The 23451-nt window shown below is 36.9% G+C and carries 26 protein-coding genes; 22 read left to right on the forward strand and 4 right to left on the reverse strand.

Annotated elements, in window-relative coordinates; genetic code table 11:
* Positions 1-70: 70 nt before the first annotated feature.
* Positions 71-319: a YtxH domain-containing protein gene (locus tag IGK82_RS05030; protein WP_002357962.1), complete on the forward strand. Its 249-nt coding sequence runs from the start codon at positions 71-73 to the stop codon at positions 317-319.
* A 57-nt stretch (positions 320-376) separates the two neighbouring features.
* Here IGK82_RS05030 and nfsA read toward each other — a convergent pair whose 3' ends face one another.
* Positions 377-1111: an oxygen-insensitive NADPH nitroreductase gene (nfsA, locus tag IGK82_RS05035; RefSeq protein WP_002363738.1), complete on the reverse strand. Its 735-nt coding sequence runs from the start codon at positions 1109-1111 to the stop codon at positions 377-379.
* 83 nt (positions 1112-1194) lie between these two features.
* Positions 1195-1653, reverse strand: a complete 459-nt coding sequence (locus tag IGK82_RS05040) for an S-ribosylhomocysteine lyase (RefSeq protein ID WP_002357960.1) — start codon at positions 1651-1653, stop codon at positions 1195-1197.
* A gap of 206 nt (positions 1654-1859) precedes the next feature.
* Here IGK82_RS05040 and IGK82_RS05045 point away from each other — a divergent pair, with 206 nt between their 5' ends.
* The 17 genes from IGK82_RS05045 (at position 1860) to IGK82_RS05125 (ending at position 19262) form a co-directional block, all read left to right on the forward strand.
* On the forward strand, positions 1860-2927 hold the full coding sequence (locus IGK82_RS05045) for an aspartate-semialdehyde dehydrogenase (protein WP_002397179.1): 1068 nt from the start codon (positions 1860-1862) through the stop codon (positions 2925-2927).
* Between the two features lie 33 nt (positions 2928-2960).
* Entirely contained in the window at positions 2961-3833 is an 873-nt protein-coding gene (gene dapA, locus IGK82_RS05050; RefSeq protein WP_010709346.1) for a 4-hydroxy-tetrahydrodipicolinate synthase, read from the forward strand.
* A gap of 30 nt (positions 3834-3863) precedes the next feature.
* The gene (locus tag IGK82_RS05055; protein WP_002375145.1) at positions 3864-5552 is read left to right on the forward strand and encodes a ribonuclease J; all 1689 of its coding nucleotides are present in this window, start codon (positions 3864-3866) and stop codon (positions 5550-5552) included.
* Between the two features lie 124 nt (positions 5553-5676).
* Complete coding sequence (locus IGK82_RS05060) at positions 5677-7059, forward strand: bifunctional metallophosphatase/5'-nucleotidase (RefSeq protein ID WP_010709347.1); 1383 nt, start codon at positions 5677-5679, stop codon at positions 7057-7059.
* Positions 7060-7093: 34 nt separating this feature from the next.
* The gene (locus IGK82_RS05065; protein WP_002369593.1) at positions 7094-7729 is read left to right on the forward strand and encodes a YutD family protein; all 636 of its coding nucleotides are present in this window, start codon (positions 7094-7096) and stop codon (positions 7727-7729) included.
* Positions 7730-7734: 5 nt separating this feature from the next.
* Positions 7735-8505 carry a TIGR01457 family HAD-type hydrolase gene (locus tag IGK82_RS05070; protein ID WP_002409402.1) on the forward strand — a complete coding sequence of 257 codons (771 nt, stop codon included), beginning with the start codon at positions 7735-7737 and terminating at the stop codon, positions 8503-8505.
* Positions 8493-9146: a TIGR01906 family membrane protein gene (locus IGK82_RS05075; protein WP_002381967.1), complete on the forward strand. Its 654-nt coding sequence runs from the start codon at positions 8493-8495 to the stop codon at positions 9144-9146. The genes IGK82_RS05070 and IGK82_RS05075 overlap by 13 nt, the downstream gene beginning before the upstream one ends.
* A 126-nt stretch (positions 9147-9272) precedes the next feature.
* Positions 9273-9842, forward strand: coding sequence for a DUF1836 domain-containing protein (locus tag IGK82_RS05080; protein ID WP_002357951.1), 570 nt, complete (start codon positions 9273-9275; stop codon positions 9840-9842).
* Positions 9835-10695: a DegV family protein gene (locus IGK82_RS05085; protein WP_002357950.1), complete on the forward strand. Its 861-nt coding sequence runs from the start codon at positions 9835-9837 to the stop codon at positions 10693-10695. The genes IGK82_RS05080 and IGK82_RS05085 overlap by 8 nt, the downstream gene beginning before the upstream one ends.
* Positions 10696-10812: 117 nt before the next feature.
* On the forward strand, positions 10813-11514 hold the full coding sequence (locus IGK82_RS05090; protein ID WP_016622267.1) for an MIP/aquaporin family protein: 702 nt from the start codon (positions 10813-10815) through the stop codon (positions 11512-11514).
* Positions 11515-11687: 173 nt separating this feature from the next.
* Complete coding sequence (gene yycF / locus IGK82_RS05095; RefSeq protein WP_002357947.1) at positions 11688-12392, forward strand: response regulator YycF; 705 nt, start codon at positions 11688-11690, stop codon at positions 12390-12392.
* Positions 12393-12398: 6 nt separating this feature from the next.
* Entirely contained in the window at positions 12399-14228 is a 1830-nt protein-coding gene (gene walK / locus IGK82_RS05100) for a cell wall metabolism sensor histidine kinase WalK (protein WP_002357946.1), read from the forward strand.
* Positions 14225-15535, forward strand: coding sequence for a YycH family regulatory protein (locus IGK82_RS05105; protein ID WP_002385989.1), 1311 nt, complete (start codon positions 14225-14227; stop codon positions 15533-15535). The genes walK and IGK82_RS05105 overlap by 4 nt, the downstream gene beginning before the upstream one ends.
* Positions 15535-16389, forward strand: coding sequence for a two-component system regulatory protein YycI (locus tag IGK82_RS05110; protein WP_002365516.1), 855 nt, complete (start codon positions 15535-15537; stop codon positions 16387-16389). Before IGK82_RS05105 ends, IGK82_RS05110 begins: the two co-directional genes overlap by 1 nt.
* Positions 16390-16445: 56 nt before the next feature.
* Complete coding sequence (locus tag IGK82_RS05115) at positions 16446-17252, forward strand: MBL fold metallo-hydrolase (protein ID WP_002357943.1); 807 nt, start codon at positions 16446-16448, stop codon at positions 17250-17252.
* 210 nt (positions 17253-17462) lie between these two features.
* The gene (locus IGK82_RS05120) at positions 17463-18377 is read left to right on the forward strand and encodes a permease (protein ID WP_002357942.1); all 915 of its coding nucleotides are present in this window, start codon (positions 17463-17465) and stop codon (positions 18375-18377) included.
* Between the two features lie 18 nt (positions 18378-18395).
* Positions 18396-19262 (forward strand): TIGR03943 family putative permease subunit, encoded by an 867-nt coding sequence (locus IGK82_RS05125; protein WP_002357940.1) that lies wholly within the window; start codon positions 18396-18398, stop codon positions 19260-19262.
* 52 nt (positions 19263-19314) lie between these two features.
* Here the strand turns inward: IGK82_RS05125 and IGK82_RS05130 are convergent, their stop codons facing one another.
* The gene (locus IGK82_RS05130) at positions 19315-19815 is read right to left on the reverse strand and encodes a threonine/serine exporter family protein (RefSeq protein ID WP_016622266.1); all 501 of its coding nucleotides are present in this window, start codon (positions 19813-19815) and stop codon (positions 19315-19317) included.
* A 5-nt stretch (positions 19816-19820) separates the two neighbouring features.
* On the reverse strand, positions 19821-20573 hold the full coding sequence (locus IGK82_RS05135; protein ID WP_016622265.1) for a threonine/serine exporter family protein: 753 nt from the start codon (positions 20571-20573) through the stop codon (positions 19821-19823).
* 435 nt (positions 20574-21008) lie between these two features.
* Here IGK82_RS05135 and ireB point away from each other — a divergent pair, with 435 nt between their 5' ends.
* The 4 genes from ireB (at position 21009) to IGK82_RS05155 (ending at position 23389) form a co-directional block, all read left to right on the forward strand.
* The gene (gene ireB, locus IGK82_RS05140) at positions 21009-21278 is read left to right on the forward strand and encodes a regulatory phosphoprotein IreB (protein ID WP_002357937.1); all 270 of its coding nucleotides are present in this window, start codon (positions 21009-21011) and stop codon (positions 21276-21278) included.
* On the forward strand, positions 21275-21697 hold the full coding sequence (ruvX, locus tag IGK82_RS05145; protein WP_002357936.1) for a Holliday junction resolvase RuvX: 423 nt from the start codon (positions 21275-21277) through the stop codon (positions 21695-21697). The genes ireB and ruvX overlap by 4 nt, the downstream gene beginning before the upstream one ends.
* A gap of 37 nt (positions 21698-21734) precedes the next feature.
* Positions 21735-22040 (forward strand): DUF1292 domain-containing protein, encoded by a 306-nt coding sequence (locus IGK82_RS05150; protein ID WP_002357933.1) that lies wholly within the window; start codon positions 21735-21737, stop codon positions 22038-22040.
* Between the two features lie 500 nt (positions 22041-22540).
* Positions 22541-23389 carry a helix-turn-helix domain-containing protein gene (locus tag IGK82_RS05155; protein WP_002385984.1) on the forward strand — a complete coding sequence of 283 codons (849 nt, stop codon included), beginning with the start codon at positions 22541-22543 and terminating at the stop codon, positions 23387-23389.
* Positions 23390-23451: the final 62 nt, after the last annotated feature.

Below are 23451 nucleotides of genomic sequence, written 5' to 3' on the forward strand. Positions count from 1 at the left end.
CATTATATTTGAAGGAAATGGCTAAGAATGATACTCTTATTATGTAATTAATTATTTAGGAGGGATTAGCATGGCAGATTTAAAAGGACGTTTTGACGATGCAAAAGATAAAGTAGAAGGTACTGCAAAAGAAGCGCAAGGCAAAGTTACGGATGATAAAGGCAAAGAACTTGAAGGAAAAGCTCAATCAACCTTTGCTGACGTAAAAGACAAAGCACGTGATGCCGGCGACGACCTTAAAGAAGGCGCTGAAAAATTAACTGATAAAGTTAAAGAAGGCTTTGAAGACTTAAAAGACAAATTTAGTAAAGATAAATAAAAATTAACAAAAGAGCGTGGGCTTACGTTGAAATAACGTAAGCCCACGCTCTTTTGTTTAGACATCAAATCCTTGTTTTTGCAAGAAAATTTTTACTTCTGGGCGACGATTAAAAGAAAAATAGGACAAAGACTTCTGTGACCAATCCGCTGTTTGGGCGTTACTTGAGCGGCTGGCATAATAATCTTTTAATAATTCATCATATGTGTGTATATCTGTCAATTTGTCTGATTGGTAGTGATTTTCGCTTAAAATATTTTCAAAAGGCATCCGTGGTTTTACACCATTTAACGTTTCTGGTACACCGATTGTTAATCCGAAAAGTGGTACAGTTAATTCAGGCAAAGATAAGCGTTTGGCTACTGTGTCTAAGTCATTTCGAATGCCGCCAATATAACAAATCCCTAAATCCATAGATTCAGCCGCAATGGCCATGTTTTGCGCAGCAATCGTTGTATCAACGGCAGCTACTAATAATGATTCTGGTGTCTTTAAGGGTTCTAATGATTGCCCCTCTTTTGACAAAATCGTTGCATGACGATACAAATCAGCAACAAAAACATAGAACACACCAGTGTTAACGACATAGTCTTCACAATTCGCTAAACGTCCCAATTCTCTGCGTAGCTCAGGATCTTTGATTTCTATAATTGTATAAGCTTGTAAAAAATTGGAGCTTGATCCTGCTTGAGCTGCAGTAATTAACTGTTGTTTCTGCTTGTCCGTTAACGCTTGCTTTTTAAAATGACGAACGGAACGGTGACTTAGTAATTGTTCGATTGTTTGATTCATAAAAAACCTCCGTTTAAATTAAGAAAGAGAACAGAAAAACCCACAGCTTAATAGTGGGTTTCTCTGTCGTTAATTGCTAAAGATTACAGAATACGTTCAAATGGATCTAAACTAATTCCTTGGTCTAAGACGATTTTTGCGTATTCTTTCGCTGCAAATAAAGAATGATCTTTGTAGTTTCCGCACTCTTTTGCAGAGACTGCTGGAACAACTTCTGTATTGATTACTTTGTTTAAAACGTTGACTAATGCATCACGGATTTCTTGTGGTGAATGTTGATCCCACATAATCATATAAAAACCAGTGCGGCAACCCATTGGCGAAATGTCAATGATTCCTTTTAATTCATCACGCATGTTAACTGCTAATAAATGTTCCAACGTGTGTAATGCGCCTGTTGGTAGGGCATCTTTGTTTGGTTGTAAGAAACGTAAGTCATATTTTTCGACTAACGCATCACCATTTTGTTCTGTGCCAGCAAGGCGAACATATGGTGCTTTTACTGTGTTGTGATCTAATTCAAAACTTTCTACGCGTGCCATGAAATTTCGCTCCCTTTATAATTAAATTCGTTTTAACTATAACAAATTTAAGTCAAAAGTCAATGGATAGTCCTTTGATGGGTAATAGTTTTAAAATATCATGGGAAAATAAAAAAATCATTTTTTTGACTATGTAGGTTTTTTCAATACTATGGTAAAATAGGACAAGTAGCTTTTACAAGAAGGTAAGAGGGGAGTATGAAAATATGGGAAAAGAATATCATGTTGCCGTGGTAGGAGCAACAGGTGCTGTCGGGACAAGAATGATTGAATTGTTAGCAGAGACAAGTTTGCCAATTGCCAGTGTGAGGTTATTGGCGTCTAAGCGTTCTGCTGGACAAGAGATTCAGTTTAAAGGACAACCTCTTATCGTGGAAGAATTAGTCCCGGAATCATTTGAAGGAATCGATTTAGCATTATTTAGTGCTGGTGGGAGTATTTCCGAAAAGTTTGCACCAGAAGCAGTTAAGCGCGGAGCTGTCGTTGTTGACAACACTAGCCATTTTAGAATGGCAAAAGATGTTCCTTTAGTTGTTCCAGAAGTGAACCCGGAAGCCTTGAAAAATCATCAGGGAATCATCGCAAATCCCAATTGTTCTACGATTCAAATGATGGTGGCCTTAGAACCAATTCGGCAAGCGTTTGGCTTAGAACGAATCATCGTTTCAACGTATCAAGCTGTGAGTGGCGCAGGTATCCGTGCAATTAATGAGCTAAAAGAACAAGCCGAAGATTTTTTAGAGGGAAAATCTGTCAGTGAATGGTCAGCTGAAATTTTACCAGCTGGCAGTGACGAAAAACATTATCCAATTGCTTTTAATGCGTTGCCTCAAATTGATGTTTTTTCAGAAGCAGGGTATACCTACGAAGAATGGAAAATGATGAATGAAACAAAAAAAATCATGGGAGACAACAAGCTAAAAGTTGTTGCCACCTGTGTCCGTATTCCGGTAATTTCAGGACATTCTGAATCTGTTTATATAGAAGTGAAACAAGCAGATGCATCGGTCTCAGCCATCCAAGAATTAATGGCGCAAGCTCCAGGTGTAATTTTGCAAGATGAGCCAAGTGAACAACTATATCCACAAGCGCTAAATAGCGTCAACCAGAAAGAAACATTTGTCGGCCGTATTCGTCAAGACGTTGACGTGAAGAACGGTTTCCATTTATGGATTGTGTCAGACAACCTATTAAAAGGAGCTGCTTGGAACTCGGTCCAAATTGCTGAAACGCTACACGAAATGAATTTGCTTCGTGTACCTGAAAACGACTAGAAGGTTTGTATTGTATACTCGGGAGGGAATAGGATGGATTTAACGAATGCAAAAATTATTACGGCAATGGTTACGCCGTTTCAAGAATCGGGAGAAATAGATTTTGATAAACTACCGCAATTGGTAGACTATTTATTGGCCAATCATACAGAAGGCGTTATTTTAGCAGGAACAACTGGTGAATCACCCACGTTAACTCATGAAGAAGAATTACAATTATTCCAGCGAATGATTGAACTGATTGATGGACGTATTCCGATTATTTGTGGTGTGGGTACGAATGATACACGTGACTCAGTCGCTTTTGTGAAAGAGTTAGCGACAATCGCTGGTATCGATGCTGTTTTGGCGGTTGTTCCTTATTATAATAAACCAAATCAAGAAGGTATGTATCAACATTTTAAAACCATCGCAGAAGCAAGTGAACTACCAATTATTTTGTACAATGTTCCTGGTAGAACGGCTGCATGTCTAGAAGTGGAAACTACTTTGCGCTTAGCACAATTGGAAAAAATTGTGGCGATTAAAGAATGTGCAGGGTTAGATGCAATTACTGAGTTGATTGAAAGAGCGCCAAAAGACTTTCTAGTGTATACTGGAGAAGACGGGTTGGCTTTTGCCACCAAGGCACTTGGCGGACAAGGGGTTATTTCGGTAGCCAGTCATGTCTTCGGTTCGTCAATGTATGAGATGTATCAAGCGCTGGAGCAGGGGAACTTGCCGGAAGCGGCTAAAATTCAACGACAGTTATTACCAAAAATGAACGCATTGTTTTCAGTGCCTTCGCCGGCACCCGTGAAAGCGGCCTTAAATCATTTAGGTATTCCTGTTGGAAATTTACGTTTACCTCTAGTTGCTTGTACACCAGAAGAAGAGCAAAGAATTATTCGCACGTTAGAGATTTAAAGAACGTGTAATCATAGAGAGGTGAAAAGAGTGAGTACAATAAAAATCGTTCCATTAGGCGGCGTTCGTGAAAATGGAAAAAATATGTACGTTGCTGAAGTGGAAGATGAAATTTTTGTACTGGATTGTGGATTACAATATCCAGAGAACGAACTTTTAGGAATTGACGTCGTCATTCCGGATTTTACGTATTTAGAAGAAAATAGTGAACGAATTGCAGGGGTCTTTTTAACACATGGCCATGCAGATGCAATTGGGGCCTTACCGTATTTGCTTTCAAAAATTCAAGTGCCTGTTTTTGGGACAGAATTAACGATTGAACTAGCAAAACTAAGTGTCAACAGTCATGCGGAAACGAAGAAATTTAAAGATTTCCATGTGATTGACCCGCATACAGAAATTGATTTTGGTCAAGCAACGGTGAGCTTCTTTAAAACAACTCACACCATTCCAGATTCGATTGGCGTTAGCATCAAAACAAAAGAAGGTAACATTGTTTATACTGGTGATTTTAAATTTGATCAAAGTGCGATTGAGATGTATCAGACCGATTATGGCCGCTTGGCTGAAATTGGGAAAGAAGGCGTCTTGGCGTTACTTAGTGATTCATCAAATGCTGAAAACCCAGTCCAAGTTGCTTCCGAAGCCCAAATCGCTGATGAAGTGTTCGACACGATTCGCTATTGGGAAGGACGAATCATCGTGGCATGTGTGGCAAGTAATTTGCAACGGGTCCAACAAGTATTGAATGCAGCGGATCGTTCTGGTCGTAAAGTCGTTTTGACAGGCCAAGATTTTGAACGGATTATTCGGACGGCGATGAAATTAGAAAAATTACAATTGCCAAGCGAAGATCTATTAGTGAAACCAAAAGAAATGAAAAAATATGCACCTGAACAGTTATTAATTTTAGAAACAGGCCGGATGGGAGAACCGATTAAGTCACTTCAAAAAATGGCTAATAATACACATGGTGTCGTTCGAATTGAAGAAGGCGATTTAGTTTATATTACGACAACGCCGACAACGGCCATGGAAACAACGGTTGCCAAAACAGAGGATATTGTCTATCGGGCCGGTGCTACGGTGAAGCAAATTTCCGACAATTTACGTGTGTCTGGTCACGCTAATCCGAATGACTTGCAATTGATGCTGAACTTAATGAAACCAAAATATTTCATTCCTGTCCAAGGTGAATACCGCCAGTTAGCTGCGCATGCGGACTTAGCACACGAAATTGGCATGCCTTATAAAGATATCTTTATTACAGGTCGTGGGGACATTCTAGAGTATACAAAAGGTAGAATGTCGGTAGCTGGCAGCACAACGGCCGAAAATATTATGATTGACGGGATTGGTGTCGGCGATATTGGTAATATCGTTTTACGGGATCGTCGTATTCTTTCCGAAGATGGTATTTTTGTGGCTGTTGTGACAATTAATCGCCGAGAAAAACGAATTGTTTCACCAGCTAAAATTACTTCTAGAGGTTTTGTTTACGTTAAAACAAGTAAAGACCTAATGAAAGAAAGTAGCAATATTGTTACAGAAATTGTTGAAAAGCATTTAGAAAGTGACGATTTCGAATGGAGCAAACTGAAACAAGAAATCCGCGAAAACTTAAGCCGTTATTTATTTGAACAAACCAAACGTCGTCCTGTGATCTTACCAGTTATCATGGAAGCGACGCAACGCAAGCGTCCCAAAAATAACGCATAGTTCGTCCTGATAAAAGCAGGTGATTTTAGGAGAAATTCTTCTAAAGTCATCTGTTCTTTTTTGTAACTTTCTTCTATAAATATGGTACTATTAATCAGAGCGCTGAATAAAGGAGGCGATTTTAGTGGAAGAGATTGTGTTGTTCCATACCAATGATCTTCATTCTCACTTTGAAAATTGGCCCAAAATACGGCGTCTGGTTAAAGCCAAACGTTCGCTGTACCAAAAAGAGGGCAAAACAGTCGTAACCATTGATTTAGGTGACTTTTCAGATCGGTGTCATCCTTTGACCGAAGCAACAGATGGTCGAGCAAATGTAGCTATAATGAATACATTAACGTATGACCTGGTTACAATTGGAAATAATGAAGGAATCGGCAATTCAAAGAAACAATTAGAGCATTTATATGATCAGGCAACATTTGAAGTGGTCTTAGCTAATTTAGAAGAACCAAAAACCCAAACGTTACCAGATTTTTGTCAAGCATATAAAATTATGACAACTAAAGAAGGCACAAAGTTAGGGTTTATTGGCTTAACCGCACCATTTCCTTTAACGTATAATCCCAATGGCTGGACAATCAAACAAGTGGAAGCAGTCCTTCCTCAACTGATTACAGAAGTTGCGCCTCAATGTGATGTTCTCATTTTGCTTAGTCACTTGGGGATAGATACTGATTTTATGATTGCGGCGAATTATCCTGAAATTCAAGTGATCTTAGGTTCCCATACACATCATTTATTTAAAGATGGTGAAAAAATTAATCATGTGCAACTAGCAGCTGCTGGCAAATATGGACAGTATATTGGTGAAGTGCATCTGTTTGTGGATGCCGACACGAAGCAAGTCACAAGTTATGCAAAAACGATTGAAACAGCAAGTTTAGAAGAGCAAGCAACGGATGCCAAGGAAATTGCGGGTTACTTAACGGAAGGTCATCGACTATTGCAAGCGCAGCAAATTGCACAAATCCCTGAAACTTTGTCAACGGACTTACGGCAACCGCATGCCTTTATAACTGTTGCCTTGAAGGCGTTAAAAGAAGCGGGGCAGACCGAAGCGGCTGTGTTAAACAACGGGTTATTTTTAGCAGATTTACCAGAAGGAATAATCAATGCAGACCAATTACATGAGGCCTTGCCTCATCCAATGCATTTAATCAAGGTTACCTTGAAAGGGTCAGACATGAGCCGTTTGATTCGTGAAATGGAAAAAAGTCGTCAATTTCTGCGGAAATTTCCGATTCGCGGGATGGGCTTCCGCGGGAAAATTTTTGGCGAATTATGTTATGATGGGATTCGTTTTGAGCGAAATAGCCAGACCGTTTTTTGGCAAGGGAAACCTATTCAGCCAGAGCAGAAGTATACGCTGACAACAGTGGATCACTTTCAATTTGTTCCGTTTTTCCCAACGATTGAGTTAGTTGGAGAAGTCGAATTTTTATTTCCAGACGTTTTAAGAACTGTCGTGGCGAACTATCTGCATGCCCACTATCCAATCAAATAAAAACAAGGTATAATAAAAACTAGGTGGTGAAAAAATGACAGACAAAAAGACAACCGAAAAAAAAGAAAAAGAAACAGAAACTGCTGCAACCTTTACAGAAGAACTAACAGCAGTTCTTGAAGAAATAAAAGAAGAACCTGTAAAAGAAAAGAAAAAAGGGGAAATTGTCACCATTGTGAATGAAACAGATATTCAAATTGGTGAAAGAGAGTACCGAATTGTTAAAAATCATCGTGATGCCTTTGATCCTGAACGCTTAGGTGAACGGTTTAGTGAAGTATTAGCGCGTTATGATTATATCGTAGGAGACTGGGGCTATGAACAGTTACGCTTGCGTGGCTTTTTTGATACTTCTAATCGTCGGGCAGCGCCGGATCAACGCATTGATACACTAGAAGACTATTTGTATGAATATTGTAATTTTGGCTGTGCCTATTTTGTAATTGAACGAACAGGGGAACGTAAAGAAAAAACAACGCATCGTCGTCGTCGCCATAAAAAGAATAATCGTTCTAACGCGTTTGTCGAGGAAAAGAGTGCGCCCGCTAATAAAAATAGCAAGCCAGTGATTCGTACGCGAAAAGAAGAAAATAAAAAAACGACTACACCCAAACAGCCTAGTTCCAAAAAATCTGGCAAAGGCTTTACGATTCGTCAACGTGAGGAGTAAACAGAGTGAAAAAAGACTATCAAGGATATTTAATTGATTTAGATGGAACGATTTATTTAGGAAAAGAACCAATTCCAGCCGGAAAACGTTTTGTCGAGCAGTTACAGGAAAAAGATTTGCCTTTTTTATTTGTAACGAATAATACCACTAAATCTCCTGAAACAGTGGCACAACGTTTAGCAAATGAATTTGATATTCATGTCCCAGCATCCCTTGTTTATACAGCGACTTTAGCGACGATTGATTACATGAAAGAAACCAATCGAGGCAAGAAAGTCTTTGTCATCGGCGAGGCTGGTTTAATTGACTTAATTTTAGAAGCAGGTTTTGAATGGGATGAAACAAATCCTGATTATGTTGTCGTGGGACTTGATACAGAATTATCTTACGAAAAAGTGGTTTTAGCTACCTTAGCCATTCAAAAAGGGGCGTTGTTTATTGGGACCAATCCAGATAAGAACATTCCGACAGAAAGAGGCTTATTACCTGGTGCAGGTTCAGTTGTGACGTTTGTGGAGACAGCTACTCAAACAAAACCAGTTTATATTGGCAAACCAAAAGCGATTATCATGGAACGAGCGATTGCGCATTTAGGCGTGGAAAAAGAGCAAGTAATTATGGTTGGAGATAATTATGAAACCGATATTCAATCAGGGATTCAAAATGGTATTGATAGCTTGTTAGTTATATCAGGTTTTACCCCTAAGTCAGCTGTTCCAACTTTGCCAACGCCACCAACCTATGTTGTTGATTCCTTAGATGAATGGACTTTTTGAGTATGATGAGGTCGAAATTGCGTTTAAGGGAAACACTTGGACTCATTTGTTTGTTTTTAACGATTGTGGCTTTAAGTATCACGATCACGATTAATTTTCGTCCATTGTATCTTTTTGATATCCAACACTTAAATATTTTAAAAGACGTAGAGGTTGATCGTGTGACCTTGATTAAAAATTACGATCATTTAATGATGTACTTAAACAATCCTTTTGAAAAAACATTAGTATTTCCTGATTTTCCAATGTCTGATAGCGCGGCTTTTCATTTTTATGAAGTGAAAAAATTATTTTTATTGTGCTATGGCGTATTACTAGTTACGTTGATGCCTAGTGTCCTTTATTTAAAATATTTGGTAAAAAATCAGCGTTTATGGACATTGATACGGCCATTTCAGTGGGGAATGTTTTTGCCTGTGCTTTTTGGCTTTTTCATGCTGATTGGCTTTGATCAATTTTTTATTGCGTTTCATGGATTATTTTTTAACAACGATGCTTGGTTATTTAATCCGCTGACTGATCCGATTATCAATGCCTTACCTGAAGCCTACTTTATGCATTGTTTTATCTTGTTTTTTGTTTTATTAGAAGGCCTGTTTTTGATAGGTGTTTTAATCGGAAAACGTTCTTTAAAAAAATAAAGAGAGAAAAGTGAACAATTCCAAAATTGCTCGCTTTTCTTTTTTATTCAATCTAGTTTTAAAAACTAGATTGAATAATTGTCAAAAGTATGATATTCTTTTTTAGAAATGGTTAGGAGGGTTTTTATGGATGAGATAGAAAAATCACTACAAAATTGGGGCCAACAATTGGAAAATGTTCATTTGCCAAGATGGCATGAGTTACCAGACATTGAATTATATATGGATCAAGTGATTACTCTGATAGAAAAATACTTATCCCCATTGATTACACTGGAAAAACATACTTTGTTAACGTCCTCAATGGTTAATAATTATGTCAAACACGGGTTAATCCCGGCCCCAGTGAAAAAGCGCTACAATCAAAAGCATTTAGCGTTTTTAATTGCGATTACGTTGTTGAAACAAGTGTTAACATTGCCAGAAATTAAGCAAGGCATTTTATTCCAAGGAGCCACGGTTGGTATTCGTGAAGCGTACAATTTATTTTGTCAAGAACAGGAACGAGCGATTTATGTGATTGCTGCTCAAGCGCAAGAAAAAGAAGTTCAGGCCAAATCACAAGAACCTATGGGGATTGAATATTTGGCTGTAAAAGCAGCGACAATGTCTTTTGCTACTAAAATGTTTAGTGAAAAAGTGATTGAATTGGAACAAGAATACTTAAAAGAAATGGATGAGATGACACATGAATAAAGAAAAGATCGCACTACTGGTTGATTCTGGGACAGATGTTCCAGAGGCATTAGTCAAACAATACGGCATGTATGTCTTGCCTTTACAGATTATTTATCCTGAAAAAACCTATACAGATAAGGTAGATATTACACCAGAAGAAGTGTATCAACGTTTAGAGAAAGAAATACCTAGTACTTCATTACCTGATGGTGCAACAATCCAAGCTATTTTTGACAAAATTAAAGAAGCGGGTTACGAAAAAGTCTTAGCGGTGACCATTTCTAGTGGTTTAAGTGGAACGTATAATGTGGTTCGCTTGCTCGGAGAACAAACCGAAGGACTAGATGTATTTGTTTTAGATACAAAGAACATTGGTATCGGGGCTGGCATTCAGGCGATACGAGCAGCAGAATTAATTGAAACAGGATTAGGATGGCAAGAATTACAACAAAAATTAACAGAAGAAGTAGCCAACGCAAAAGTATTTTTTAATGTAGCCACTTTAGAATATTTACAAAAAGGTGGACGAATTGGTTTAGTCACTTCTATTTTAGGGAATGCGCTAAAATTAAACCCCATTATTTCTTGTAATGAAGAAGGCATTTACTATACGGTGGCTAAGTCTCGCGGCCGTAAAAAAAGTCTTGATAAAACGTTTGAGTTGGTGACGAACTTTATAGGTGAGGCACCCCGTTTCCGTTTGGCAGTCGCTCACGGTGCGGCAGAGGAAGAAGCAAAAGCAATGATGGAACGCTTGAAAGCGGCTTTTCCACAAGCAGAAGAAATTTACTTTGGAACGATTAGTCCGGCATTAGTTGTTCATACAGGACCAGGACTTTTAGGTGTTGGTATACAGTTATTAAATGATTAATTAAATGAAAAATCTCCTCAAATTTTTTTGAGGGGATTTTTCATTTAAGATTTCTCTTTTTCATAGAAATATCATTTTGATGAAAAAACAACGAAAATTATATTGAAAATTTCACGAATGTGTTACAATTTGTCTACAAAGGGGGAATTTTTTGTGAAAAAAGCAATAGCAGAATGTTTAGGAACATTTATTCTTGTCTTTTTTGGGACAGGAACAGCCGTTCTAGGAAATGGTATGGAAGGGATTGGAACAACGGGGATTGCCTTAGCATTTGGCTTAACAATCGTTGCTGCTGCCTATAGTATTGGCACAATTTCAGGTGCACATCTAAATCCAGCTGTTTCTCTAGGAATGTGGCTTAATAAACGAATGACAACAATGGAATTAATCTACTATGTAGTGGGACAAATTGTTGGTGGCTTGATTGCCTCATTTGCATTATTAAGCATTCTAAAAGGTGCTGGTAAAAGTATTGAGAACTTAGGTCAAAATGGCGTAGGGGAATTAAGTGTTGCTGGTGCATTGACAGTCGAAATTATTTTAACATTTATTTTTGTTTTAGTTGTCATGACAGTTACAAGTGCTAAGAAAGGCAATGCTTCATTAGCAGGAATCGTAATTGGGTTAACACTAACAATGATTCACTTAGTCGGCATTCCTTTGACAGGAACTTCTGTCAACCCAGCTCGTAGCATCGCGCCAGCCGTTTTTGCGGGTGGTTCAGCGTTATCTGAGTTGTGGATTTTTATCGTTGCGCCATTAATTGGTGGATTATTAGCCGCTCTTGTAGCAAAATTCGTCTTAGATACGGAAGAATAGATTAGCGAAAGAAGAATCTTTGATAACAAGCGTCAATTGTTGTCAGAGATTCTTTTTTTGTTATACTAGGAGAACCTAAAGGCGCATTTTTAACCAAAGATGAAAACATCATCAAAATAAGGTATAATAGGAAAGTATCAAATAAGATTAGAAGGAAAAAGAGGTGTCTCTTTGTGAAGAAAATTTTAGTAGTTGATGACGAGAAGCCAATTTCAGAGATCGTTAAATATAATTTGGTTAAAGAAGGATATGAAGTATTTACTGCTTACGATGGAGAAGAAGCACTTGAAAAAGTGGAAGAAGTGGAACCAGACTTAATTATTTTAGACTTAATGCTCCCTAAAATGGATGGCTTAGAAGTCGCGCGAGAAGTGCGCAAAACACATGATATGCCAATCATTATGGTGACTGCCAAAGATTCTGAAATTGATAAGGTTTTAGGATTAGAATTAGGAGCCGATGACTATGTAACGAAACCATTTTCAAATCGTGAATTAGTTGCTCGTGTAAAAGCCAATTTACGGCGAGGTGCAACCAATGCGAAAGAAGCCGAGGTGACAACACAATCTGAATTAACGATTGGTGATTTAACCATTCATCCTGATGCATACATGGTCTCAAAACGGGGTGAAAAAATTGAATTAACCCACCGTGAATTTGAGTTACTTTATTACTTAGCAAAACATATCGGACAAGTGATGACTCGTGAACATTTGTTACAAACCGTTTGGGGTTATGATTATTTTGGTGATGTGCGGACAGTGGACGTAACCGTGCGTCGTTTAAGAGAAAAAATTGAAGATAGTCCAAGTCATCCAACGTATTTGGTTACTCGTCGTGGGGTTGGTTATTATCTAAGAAATCCTGAACAGGAGTAATCAGGTATGAAGAAAAAAGTTCACTTTTTTCAATCTGTTAATTTTAAGATTGCGTTATCATTTATTCTGCTGTTACTGATTGCGATTCAAATCATTGGTGGCTATTTCATTCGTGAATTGGAAGCCACTACAATTTCCGATTTTAAAAAGAATATGGATTCCCAAGTTGTCCAATTGTCAAATACGTTAAGCACGCAGATGAGCAACAAAGATCTCGAACGTAGTGACGTTGATGCAAATTTAAAAAAAGCGTTATCTGATTTTTCAAATGCAGATATTTCTGAAGCGAGAATTGTCGATGATAAAGGGATTATTCGGGCAACCAATGATTTAAATCAACAAAATATTATTGGGAAAAAGAATGATTATCGTGATTTAAATGACTTTACGAGTAAAAAATATCAAGCTTTAGATAATGATAAACGCGTGTATGTGAATGTTCAGCCGATTCAATCGCCTACTGGAGAAACAGTGATTGGTGTCCTTTATGTGAAAAGTAATTTAGAAAATAAATACCAAGAAATTACCAACACAGCAAGTATCTTTTTCACTGCTTCTATTATTGCCGCAGCAATCTCGATTATTGTGACCTTACTGATTGCACGATCAATCACGAAGCCGATTGGTGAAATGCGCGAGCAAGCCATTCGAATCGCTCGTGGTGATTACGCTGGAAAAGTAGAAGTCCATGGAAAAGATGAATTAGGCCAATTAGCAGAAACATTTAATCAATTATCAGAACGGATTGAAGAAGCACAAGAAACAATGGAAGCAGAAAGAAATCGTTTAGATAGTGTCTTAACGCATATGACAGATGGTGTCATTGCGACGGATCGCCGCGGAAAGGTGATTACGATTAATGAGATGGCCCTTTCATTATTAAATGTAAAAAATGAAAATGTGATTGGGACCTCGTTATTAGAGTTGTTAGATATTGAAGAAGATTACACATTGCGGAAGCTGTTAGAAGAGCCAGATGAACTGCTGATTGATCGCTCAACGTCTGATCGTGAAGAAGACCAAATGATTATCCGGGTAGACTTTACAATGATTCGTCGGGAATCAGGATTTATTACTGGCTTAGTTTGCGTACTTCATGACGTCACAGAACAGGAAAAAAACGAACGGGAAAGACGGGAATTTGTTTCCAATGTTTCTCATGAGTTGCGAACGCCTTTGACAAGTATGCGTAGTTATATAGAGGCTTTGAGTGAAGGAGCTTGGGAAAACCCTGAGATTGCGCCGAACTTCTTAAAAGTCACGTTAGAAGAAACCGACCGGATGATTCGTATGATTAATGATTTGTTAAATTTATCTCGGATGGACTCTGGGAATACACATCTTCAATTAGAGTATGTGAATTTTAACGAATTGATTAATTTTGTCTTGGATCGCTTTGATATGATGATTGAAAATGAGCAAAAAAATTACAAAATTCGCCGTGAATTTACTAAACGCGATTTATGGGTAGAGTTAGATACAGACAAAGTAATTCAGGTTTTAGACAACATTTTGAACAATGCGATTAAGTATTCGCCAGATGGCGGCGTCATTACCTGCCGACTAGTTGAAACACATAATAATGTCGTCTTTAGTATCTCGGACCAAGGTTTGGGCATCCCTAAAAAAGATCTCGGGAAAGTCTTCGAGCGTTTTTATCGTGTGGATAAAGCCCGTGCACGAGCACAAGGTGGGACTGGTTTAGGTTTAGCAATTTCTAAAGAAGTAATTCGGGCCCATAACGGGAGTATTTGGGTGGAAAGTACAGAAGGTGAAGGATCGACTTTCTATATTTCACTACCATATGAACCTTATGAAGAGGATTGGTGGGAATGATGAAATTATCAGAATGGATTACAAGAATTGGCTTGATTTTAATGGTCATTTTAAGTATATATTTTTCAGTCAATATCTGGCTGAATTCTGCCAAAAAAATACCAGAAATGAAGTCGGGAAGCCAAGTCACAACAGCTGTCAATGAAAAAGCCATTGGCGATGTCTATTTACCTTTGCAATTGATTCGAATAACTGATGGAAAAGCGATGCAAAGTAATCGTGAAACATTAATTAGTAATGTTCAAAATGATATTAAAATGGCTACGTTTGGTAAATTGACACAAGTTGTGACAAAAAATGCAGAGCAACTTAAGCGCTACAACCAAATGGAACAAGGCATTGAACTTCTTTATCAAGGTCCCTTTTTAATCTCGGACTATGCTTCGATTTATAATCTATCCATTAATTTTACTAACTTTAATGAGTTGACGGACCAGTATTTTACGAAAATTCAATTGGATTTTAACGAAAATAAGATACGTTTTTTAGATTATGACCAAGCCAACGTCTATGAAGCGCCCATGACTGTCAATAAGGCGCGCTTAATGGGAATTATCAATAAAGAGGGATTACAATATCAAGACGTTTCCGAAAATACGCTAACCAAACAAGGGCAATGTTATTTAACCAATGATATGAAGTTGAAAAAGTACAGTTATATCTTAGCTTCGCAACCAGTTACTCGTTTTAGGAATGCTTTTTTCAATGAAACGGAAGATATCCAAACCAATGAAGACAGTCAAGACTTAACCTACACGAGTAAAGAAGAACGATTGTTTGCAGAAGAAAAACTGGGAAAAATCGATTTTAAAGGGACCTTGCCAGAAGAGAATAAACGGGATTCAATCTATAATCAAAGCTTTTCTTATGTAAAACGTTTAGGAACCAATATGGGGAATTTGCGTTACTTTGATCGAACGAAAGATAGTGTCAATTATCGGACTTTTGTGGAAGGTTTCCCAGTGTTCAGTAATGATTTAAAAGGCCAAGTGGATATCCGTATCACGAACAACGATGGTGCTGCGCCAAGCGTAACCATTAACACAAGTGTGAATACAATCCAAGTACCGATTCCTTCAGAAGAAGAAGTGACGCTGGAAAGCACGGAAAAATTGATTAAGCGTTTAGAAACGGCTGGTGCTAAAAAGGAAAAAATCCAATCGGCTGTTATCGGTTATACGTGGCAGACAATTGAAGAAGTCAAACAAGTCGTTGATTTAAGTCCGGAATGGTATGTCCTTTATAACAACAATTGGTATACTGCAACGGACTTGGTAAAACAATTACCAAGCTTGGAGGTGGGCTAATGGATTTTAAACGAATTGAGTGGATTTTCTTCTTAGCATTTTTAGGATTAAATATCTTTTTATTTGGAATTTATCGGGAAGGTCAACAAGAGGAGAGCAACGTCTCTTCTTCCAGCCAAACAGAATCGATTGAAAGTCGGTTGGAAAAAGATAATATCTCGTATAAAGGGACACTTTCTTCAGAACGATTGGAAGGCTATTATTTAAGTGGCGAACAAACCAATTTTTCTGCTGCTTTAAAAATCCAACGTGAAAAGAATAAAAATTTTTTGAGAAATGGGCTGCAAATTGCGGATAATACTTTAACGAGTGTACCTAGTAAAAACTATTTTATTGATCCTAAGAAAATTGATAAAGATTTAAGTACCTTTTTAAATGAAAAAAATGCTTTATTATTCGGAGACGAATATCAATACTTACCAGAATTTTCTCATTTAAAAGAGCCGACGGCAGAAATTGTGGCTGCACAATCGTATAAAGGAATTCCTTTTAGAGACGACACGGCAAAATTAAGTATTTTAGCAGATACGTCAGGTGAATTATGGAAAATTAGTAAATATTCGCAAACGCACATTGAAAATATTGAAGAGTTACGGGACAAAACGGATTTATATTCCAATCGTGATGCGATAGACACGCTCTATATGAATAACCGGATTCCTAGTAATTCCAAAATAACATTCATTAAATTGGCCTATTCAAGAATTTATAAAATTCGTGAGAAAAATGTATACGTTCCAGTCTGGTTTGTAGGAATTTCTACTGGTGAAGATTCAGTTGAAATTGAACAGGTGAATGCCGTAAGTAATACCATCATCACAAATAATACTGTGCCAAAGGTGGAAAAACATTAAGGTCCGTTGTATAATGAAACACGTTAATGTTGTAATGTAGAAGGGAAGAGTTTTAAATGGATTCAGAGTTTGCTTTTAATATCAGTGTTCTTGCCAGTGGCAGTACAGGCAATTCCCTTTTTATTGAAACCAACCAAAAGAAAGTATTAGTAGATGCGGGTTTAAGTGGCAAAAAAATCACTTCACTGTTAGCAGAAGTCAATCGCAAACCAGAAGATTTAGATGCGATTTTAGTTACACATGAACATCGGGATCACATTCACGGCGTTGGCGTGTTAGCGCGAAAATATAAGTTAGATGTCTATGCCAATGAAAAAACGTGGCAAGCGATGGATCCCATGATTGGCAAAGTCGATGTCGCTCAAAAACATATTTTTGAAATGGGCAAAGTTTTGACCTTGGGAGATATGGACATTGAAAGTTTTGGTGTCTCACATGATGCGATTGCGCCTCAATTTTATCGTTTTCATCGCAATAATCGTTCCTTTGTTGTTCTAACGGATACAGGTTATTGTAGCGATCATATTCGTGGTACGATTGAAAATGCGGATGCTTATTTAGTCGAAAGCAATCATGAAATTGAAATTTTGCGAGCAGGACCTTATCCATGGAGTCTTAAACAACGGATTTTAGGAGATAAAGGCCATTTATCCAATGATGATGGTGCTCTTGTGATGGCGGATGTGTTAGGTGATAAAACAAAACGCATTTATTTAGGTCATCTTAGCAAAGAAAATAATACAAAACTTCATGCGCGAATGGCAATGGAGTCTACTTTGAAGCAAAAGGATTTAGGCGTCGGTGAAGCATTTAAGGTATATGATACAGACCCCGATTCAGCCTCAGAGTTATTTCAAATTTAGAATAATGGTGGTTTATCAGTTTTTGAGCGTGGAGCAAAAATCCAAAGTGATTTTTGTCCCATGCTCATTTTTTGTTCTTTTATCCAGCTGGTTTGACAGAGACATCGGTGATAATACTTTTAAACTCTTAGTTAATTTTTTGACAAATACTTGTGTTTGTCTGGTGTTAGGAGTATAGTTAACTAGATTTTTACTAGTGGGAGGTCTATAATGTTTCAATTTTTACCAAACTCTGTTTTACAGATGAGCACTATTTTTCTTTCGATTATTATCGAAGCATTGCCTTTTGTCATGTTAGGTTGCTTGATTTCAGGCGCTTTACATGTTTTTTTAACACCAGAACGAGTAAAAAAAGTGTTACCTAAAAATAAATTTTTATCAATTTGTGTAGGTAGTTTCCTAGGGTTTTTCTTTCCTTCTTGTGAATGTGGGATCGTACCCATTGTGCACCAATTTGTTAAAAAAGATGTACCAACACATACCGCTTTTGCTTTTATGTTAACGGCACCAATCATTAATCCAATTGTGCTATTCTCAACATACGTAGCTTTTAGTGGCGCAACAAAATTTGTGATTTGGCGAGTTTTAGGTAGTATGATTGTCGCGTGGGTTATCGGCATTTGGTTAGCTTATTTTCGAAAAGAATCAATTTTAACAGAAAAAGAGTTGGCGCAGATTAAAGAAGAGCAGGTTGCTCATACGCATGAACACGTTGATGAAGCTCGTTCATTTTGGAAAAACGGCTGGTCAGCGTTAACCCATAGTATTGATGAATTTTTTGATACGGGTCGTTATTTAATTTTTGGTTCTTTGTTAGCAGCAATCATGCAAACCTATATCCCAACTGGTGCGCTTATGCAATTGGGCCATTCAAAGATTTTAGCGATTCTAGTCATGTTAGTCATCGCTGCCACTCTATCACTTTGTTCAGAAGCAGATGCATTTATTGGTTCTTCTCTTTTGAGTTTATTTGGCACAGGACCAATTGTCGCCTTCTTAGTTTTTGGTCCAATGGTAGATATTAAAAATTTATTGATGATGAAACGTTATTTTAAGATGTCATTCATTGTACAATTTGTTTTGATAGTGGCGCTTGTCGTAACTATTTATGCGGCAGTAGTTTAGAAAGGAGGCCTACAATCGATGATACGATTTATTATTTTAATTGGATATATGGGGTTGATGATGTATCTTCAAATTTCAGGTGAACTGAACCAATATATCAATATTCATTATAATTACTTAGCTGTTTTATCAATGGTTTTAGCTTTTATTATGGCGATTGTCCAATTGATTTTGTGGAACCAAGCAGATCCATCAATGCAAAAAAAACATGAAGACATGCACCAACATGGGGGACATGAACATCATGGCCATCAGCATAATTTGGAAAAACCCAGCCAAAGAGGGCTTGCCTATTTACTACTTTCTTTACCGTTGATTGTTGGCTTATTATTTCCGACAGTTAGTTTAGACACAACAATTGTTGAAGCAAAAGGCTTTAACTTTCCAGTAAGTAAAGAATCAGTAGGGGATCCTGATATGCAAACGCAATATTTGAAACCTGATACAAGTATGTATTTCAATAAGACGGATTATGACAAGCAGATGGCAAAAGCCATGAAACAATATGATGGCCAATCTGTGATTTCAATTACGGATGAAAACTATTTGGAAATTATGGAACTAATCTATAATTATCCAAGTCAATTTGCAGGGAAAAGGATTTCTTATAAAGGCTTTGTCTATAATTCAAAACGAGAAGAAAGTGTTGACCAGTTTGTCTTCCGTTTTGGGATTATTCATTGTGTCGCTGATTCTGGCGTTTTTGGCTTGTTGGTTCATTTTCCTGAACATACTCAATTTCAAAACAATGATTGGGTAACGATTACCGGAACCGTTGAGTTGTCCTATTATCCACCGTTTAAACGACAAATACCAACTGTGCAAGTGGAGAAAGTCAAAGCAGATCAAGCACCTAAAAATCAATATGTCTATCGTTCCTTTTAAAAAAAAGTTGGTTGCTTCCTTATCAAATGGAAGCAACCAACTTTTTTGCTGTCTATTTTTTAATTTTGTTGCGCTTACGACGAATAAAACCCAAAGATTCTCTTTTTTCTCGAAAGCTGCGGATATTCTGATTGAAAACCTCAGAAGCGACTAAGCCTAACGCAATTGCCCCAGCGATCATTACAGCTTGCACGGTAAAATAGGCACCTTTTTCATAATTGCCAATTACGATATTCCGAACAGCTTGATAAGCTAAGCCACCAGGTACCAATGGAACAATACCAGGAATATTAAAAATCGTGACAGGCATTTTCAATATTTTTGAGAATAGGTAGCTTACTGCCGCAACACCGACAGCACCGATGAGGGAACCTAATGCCGCATTCCCACTAAAAACTTCAACGATTACCCAATAAAGCATCCAGCTCACACTACCAGTTAGACCACAAGCCACCAGTGATCGTCGAGGAACATTAATAATAATCGCAAACGCCGCAGAAGCTAAAAAACTAAAGATAAATTGTACCAAAACGATTCCTAGCAAGTAAATCACTCCTTTTAATAGAAAAGTTGAAAGACAAAAGCAATGCCAAAACCAATCATTCCTGAAGTCATTAATGCTTCAGTCCCACGAGAAACACCCGATAAGTAGTGTCCAGCTAGCAAATCGCGAAGAGCATTGGTAATTTGCACACCAGGCACTAAAGGCATGACACAACCAATGATGATTAAATCTTGCGATTGTCCGAGTCCAAATTTGACTGAAAGAATAGCGGCTGCACCAATGAACAGCGAAGCTAAAAATTCAGATAAAAATTTAATCTTGAGAAACTTTAAACTAAAATAATAAAGACTATAGCCGCAACCACCAATCAGAAAAGTCAAGAACAAATCGGACCAGACGCCACCAAAAAGAATCATAATTGTAGCGCTGACAACGGCCGCACTAACAATGCGTGCGCTAATTGGAAAATGTCGGTGTTCACTATCAATCACTTTTAGTTTATTCAGTAATTCCTCTAAAGAAAAATCACCAGCCACATAAGCACGAGACAGCTGATTCACACGAGAGATTTTTTCTAAATCAATGCCACGTTTCATTACTTGAACCATACGAATCGTGGAGGTTCCATCTATGCCAACAAATAACCCGGTTTGTGTCACATAGCTAACCATTCGATAGTTGCCAGAAGCAAGCGCAATTCGGCTCATTGTATCTTCAACACGGTACATTTCTGCATCGCTTTCTATCATAATTTTACCAGCTAACAAACAGGTTTCTAAAAGTAAATCCAAATGAGCAGGAGTCATTGAGCAAGCCTCACTTTATGTATTTTCTTCTAGTGTACTACAAACGAACCAAAAAGAGGAAATAAATAACAGCTGCAATCGAAAATTTACATCGTAAACAGATTGTTAGCGAATTGTAACATTAAAAGGCTGATATTATTTAATCATAGATATTTAAAAGTTTTCAAAAGAAAAACGTCGATTTTTTCGCAAAATGAATTGAAGGGAAAGGTGATATTCTGGCGATTTAGCAGACCTTTATTCTTGTTTTATAAAGTTGTGTATTTGTTTTTATAATTTTAAAATTATCGATGGCTGTCATTTTTTTACGAAGCCTTTATTAATAAAAGACTAAGAAATAACAAAAAAGAGAGAAGGAGAAGAAATTTTGTTTGTAGTTTCGGTTCTTTTCTAGTAAAATGAAATTGTATAAAAGTAGAAGTGAGGTGTAGTAAAATGGGTTTTACAGACGAAACAGTACGCTTTGATTTTGATGATAATCGAAAAAAAGCAATCAGTGAAACGTTAGAAACCGTATATCGGGCATTAGAAGAAAAGGGATACAATCCTATTAACCAAATAGTAGGGTATTTACTTTCTGGGGACCCGGCTTACATTCCTCGTTATCAAGATGCTCGAAACTTAATTCGTCGTCATGAACGTGATGAAATCATGGAAGAATTAACCAAATATTACTTAGCGAACCACGGAATCGATATCAAATGAGGATCATGGGGCTAGATGTAGGTTCACGGACAGTCGGTGTGGCTGTTAGTGATTTATTAGGTTGGACAGCACAAGGCATCGAAATTATTCGCATCAATGAAGAGGAAGAGAACTTCGGTTTTGAGCGATTAGGTGAATTGGTGAAAGAATACGAAGTCACGAAATTTGTCGTAGGTTTACCGAAAAACATGAATAATTCCATCGGTCCTAGAGCTGAAGCATCCATGGCATATGGTGATAAGATTCAAGAATTATTTCAATTACCTGTTGACTATCAAGATGAACGATTAACAACTGTCCAAGCAGAGCGTTTCTTGGTGGAGCAAGCAGATGCTTCAAGAGCCAAAAGAAAGAAAGTCATTGATAAACTAGCGGCAGTAATGATTCTACAAAATTATTTAGATGCACATAGCCGATAATTATCGAGCTTTGAATACATCAAGGGAGAGAAGAAGAATGACAGAACATAACCACGATCATGATCACGAAGGACATGAACACATTACTTTAGTAGACGAACAAGGAAATGAAACATTATACGAGATCTTACTAACTGTTGACGGTCAAGAAGAATTCGGTAAAAATTATGTTTTATTATATCCAGCAGGAATTCCTGAGGATGAAGATGTTGAATTGCAAGCTTACTCATATGTGGAAAACGCAGAAGGTACAGAAGGCGATTTACAGCAAATCGAAACAGACGCTGAATGGGATATGATTGAAGAAGTTTTCAATACATTCATGGCTGAAGAAGAAGAGTAAAACTGTAACGAGAGAAGCGCTACTTCTCCTATTGAGAAGTAGCTTTCTTAATAATAATTGTTATAATGTGCATGTTGTTTCTATCATAAGATACTATCGCTATCATTGAGTGTGGTGAATAAAGAAGAACAGTAATGTCTAGTTTTACAAGATGTTGTAAAAACGTAACATCCTTGTAATGACGTTAATTTGGTAACTATCTAGCATAATTTATAATTTGTGTTATACTAAGTATGAGGTTTTGGAAATACTGTTAATTTTATAATATTAAATAAAAAAATGGCTCCACCTACTGGCATAGGTAGAGCCGTCAGAAATTCAGTTAAACAAACACGTAATTATTGGTGTGGTGCATTGCCACGAACTGAAATTCCAGTTAATAAAGCAAGTAAATCAAACATATATTTCACCTCCTTTATTATGATAGCTTCATTATAACATTATCTGTAAAATGATGGTATGTTTAATACAAAAAAAATAGAAAGATTGGAGTTTTGACTGTGAGAGTAGCGGGAGAAAAAATCAAAACAGCGCGTAAAAAGAAAAAATTATCGCAAGCTGAATTGGCAAAAGGAATTTGTACACAAGCAACAATTAGTAACATTGAAAACAAAAATGTGTGTGACAGTTTAGACATTTTCTCATCTGTATGTCTACGTTTAGACTTACAAGTAGAAGAATGTATCGAAGGTTCTAGTGAGAAAAAACTCGAAAGCTTATTAAATAAAGTAGAAGAATTATGCTTTTACTTTAAGCACGATGAAGCCTATGATTTGTTGAAAGACTATCCAGATGATATCGAAAGTTCAAACAGAATTTTAGAAACAAAATTTTTCTATTATAAAGGAATTACGAGTTTATTAGGTAAGAAAAATAATAGCGAAGCATTGTTCTATTTACATCGTGGTTCTGAAATTAGTCGTGATATTAATATTTATAATATTTTGAGCATGAATGCGATTGGTATTTTATATGAATTAGAAGATGATATTGAAAAAGCAAAAGTTTATTACGATAAATCTTTACAATTGCTAAGCGAATTCAAATTAGATTATCCATTAGAGCAATGCCGTATTTATTATAATACCGCAAAATTCTATTCATTAATTAAAGACTATGCAAAGAGTATTGAATTAAGTGATAAAGGAATCGAAATTAATCGGACACACAGTTCTATTTACTCTTTAGATTGCTTATTATACGAAAAAGCGTTTAATAAACAAATGCTAGGACTAGATGCTGTTGAAGATTATCGTATTGCGTACTACTTTACACGTTTCTTTGAAAATAAAAAATTACTTACTTATATTGAAAAAGATATGCAAGAGTTTAACATCAGTTTTAAATAATGAATTATCGTTTCAGATTTTAAAAAGAACAACCTAACTCAAGAGGAGTTAGGTTGTTCTTT

This window comes from Enterococcus sp. AZ197 (assembly GCF_050556405.1).
GTDB classification, from domain to species: Bacteria; Bacillota; Bacilli; order Lactobacillales; family Enterococcaceae; genus Enterococcus; species Enterococcus faecalis.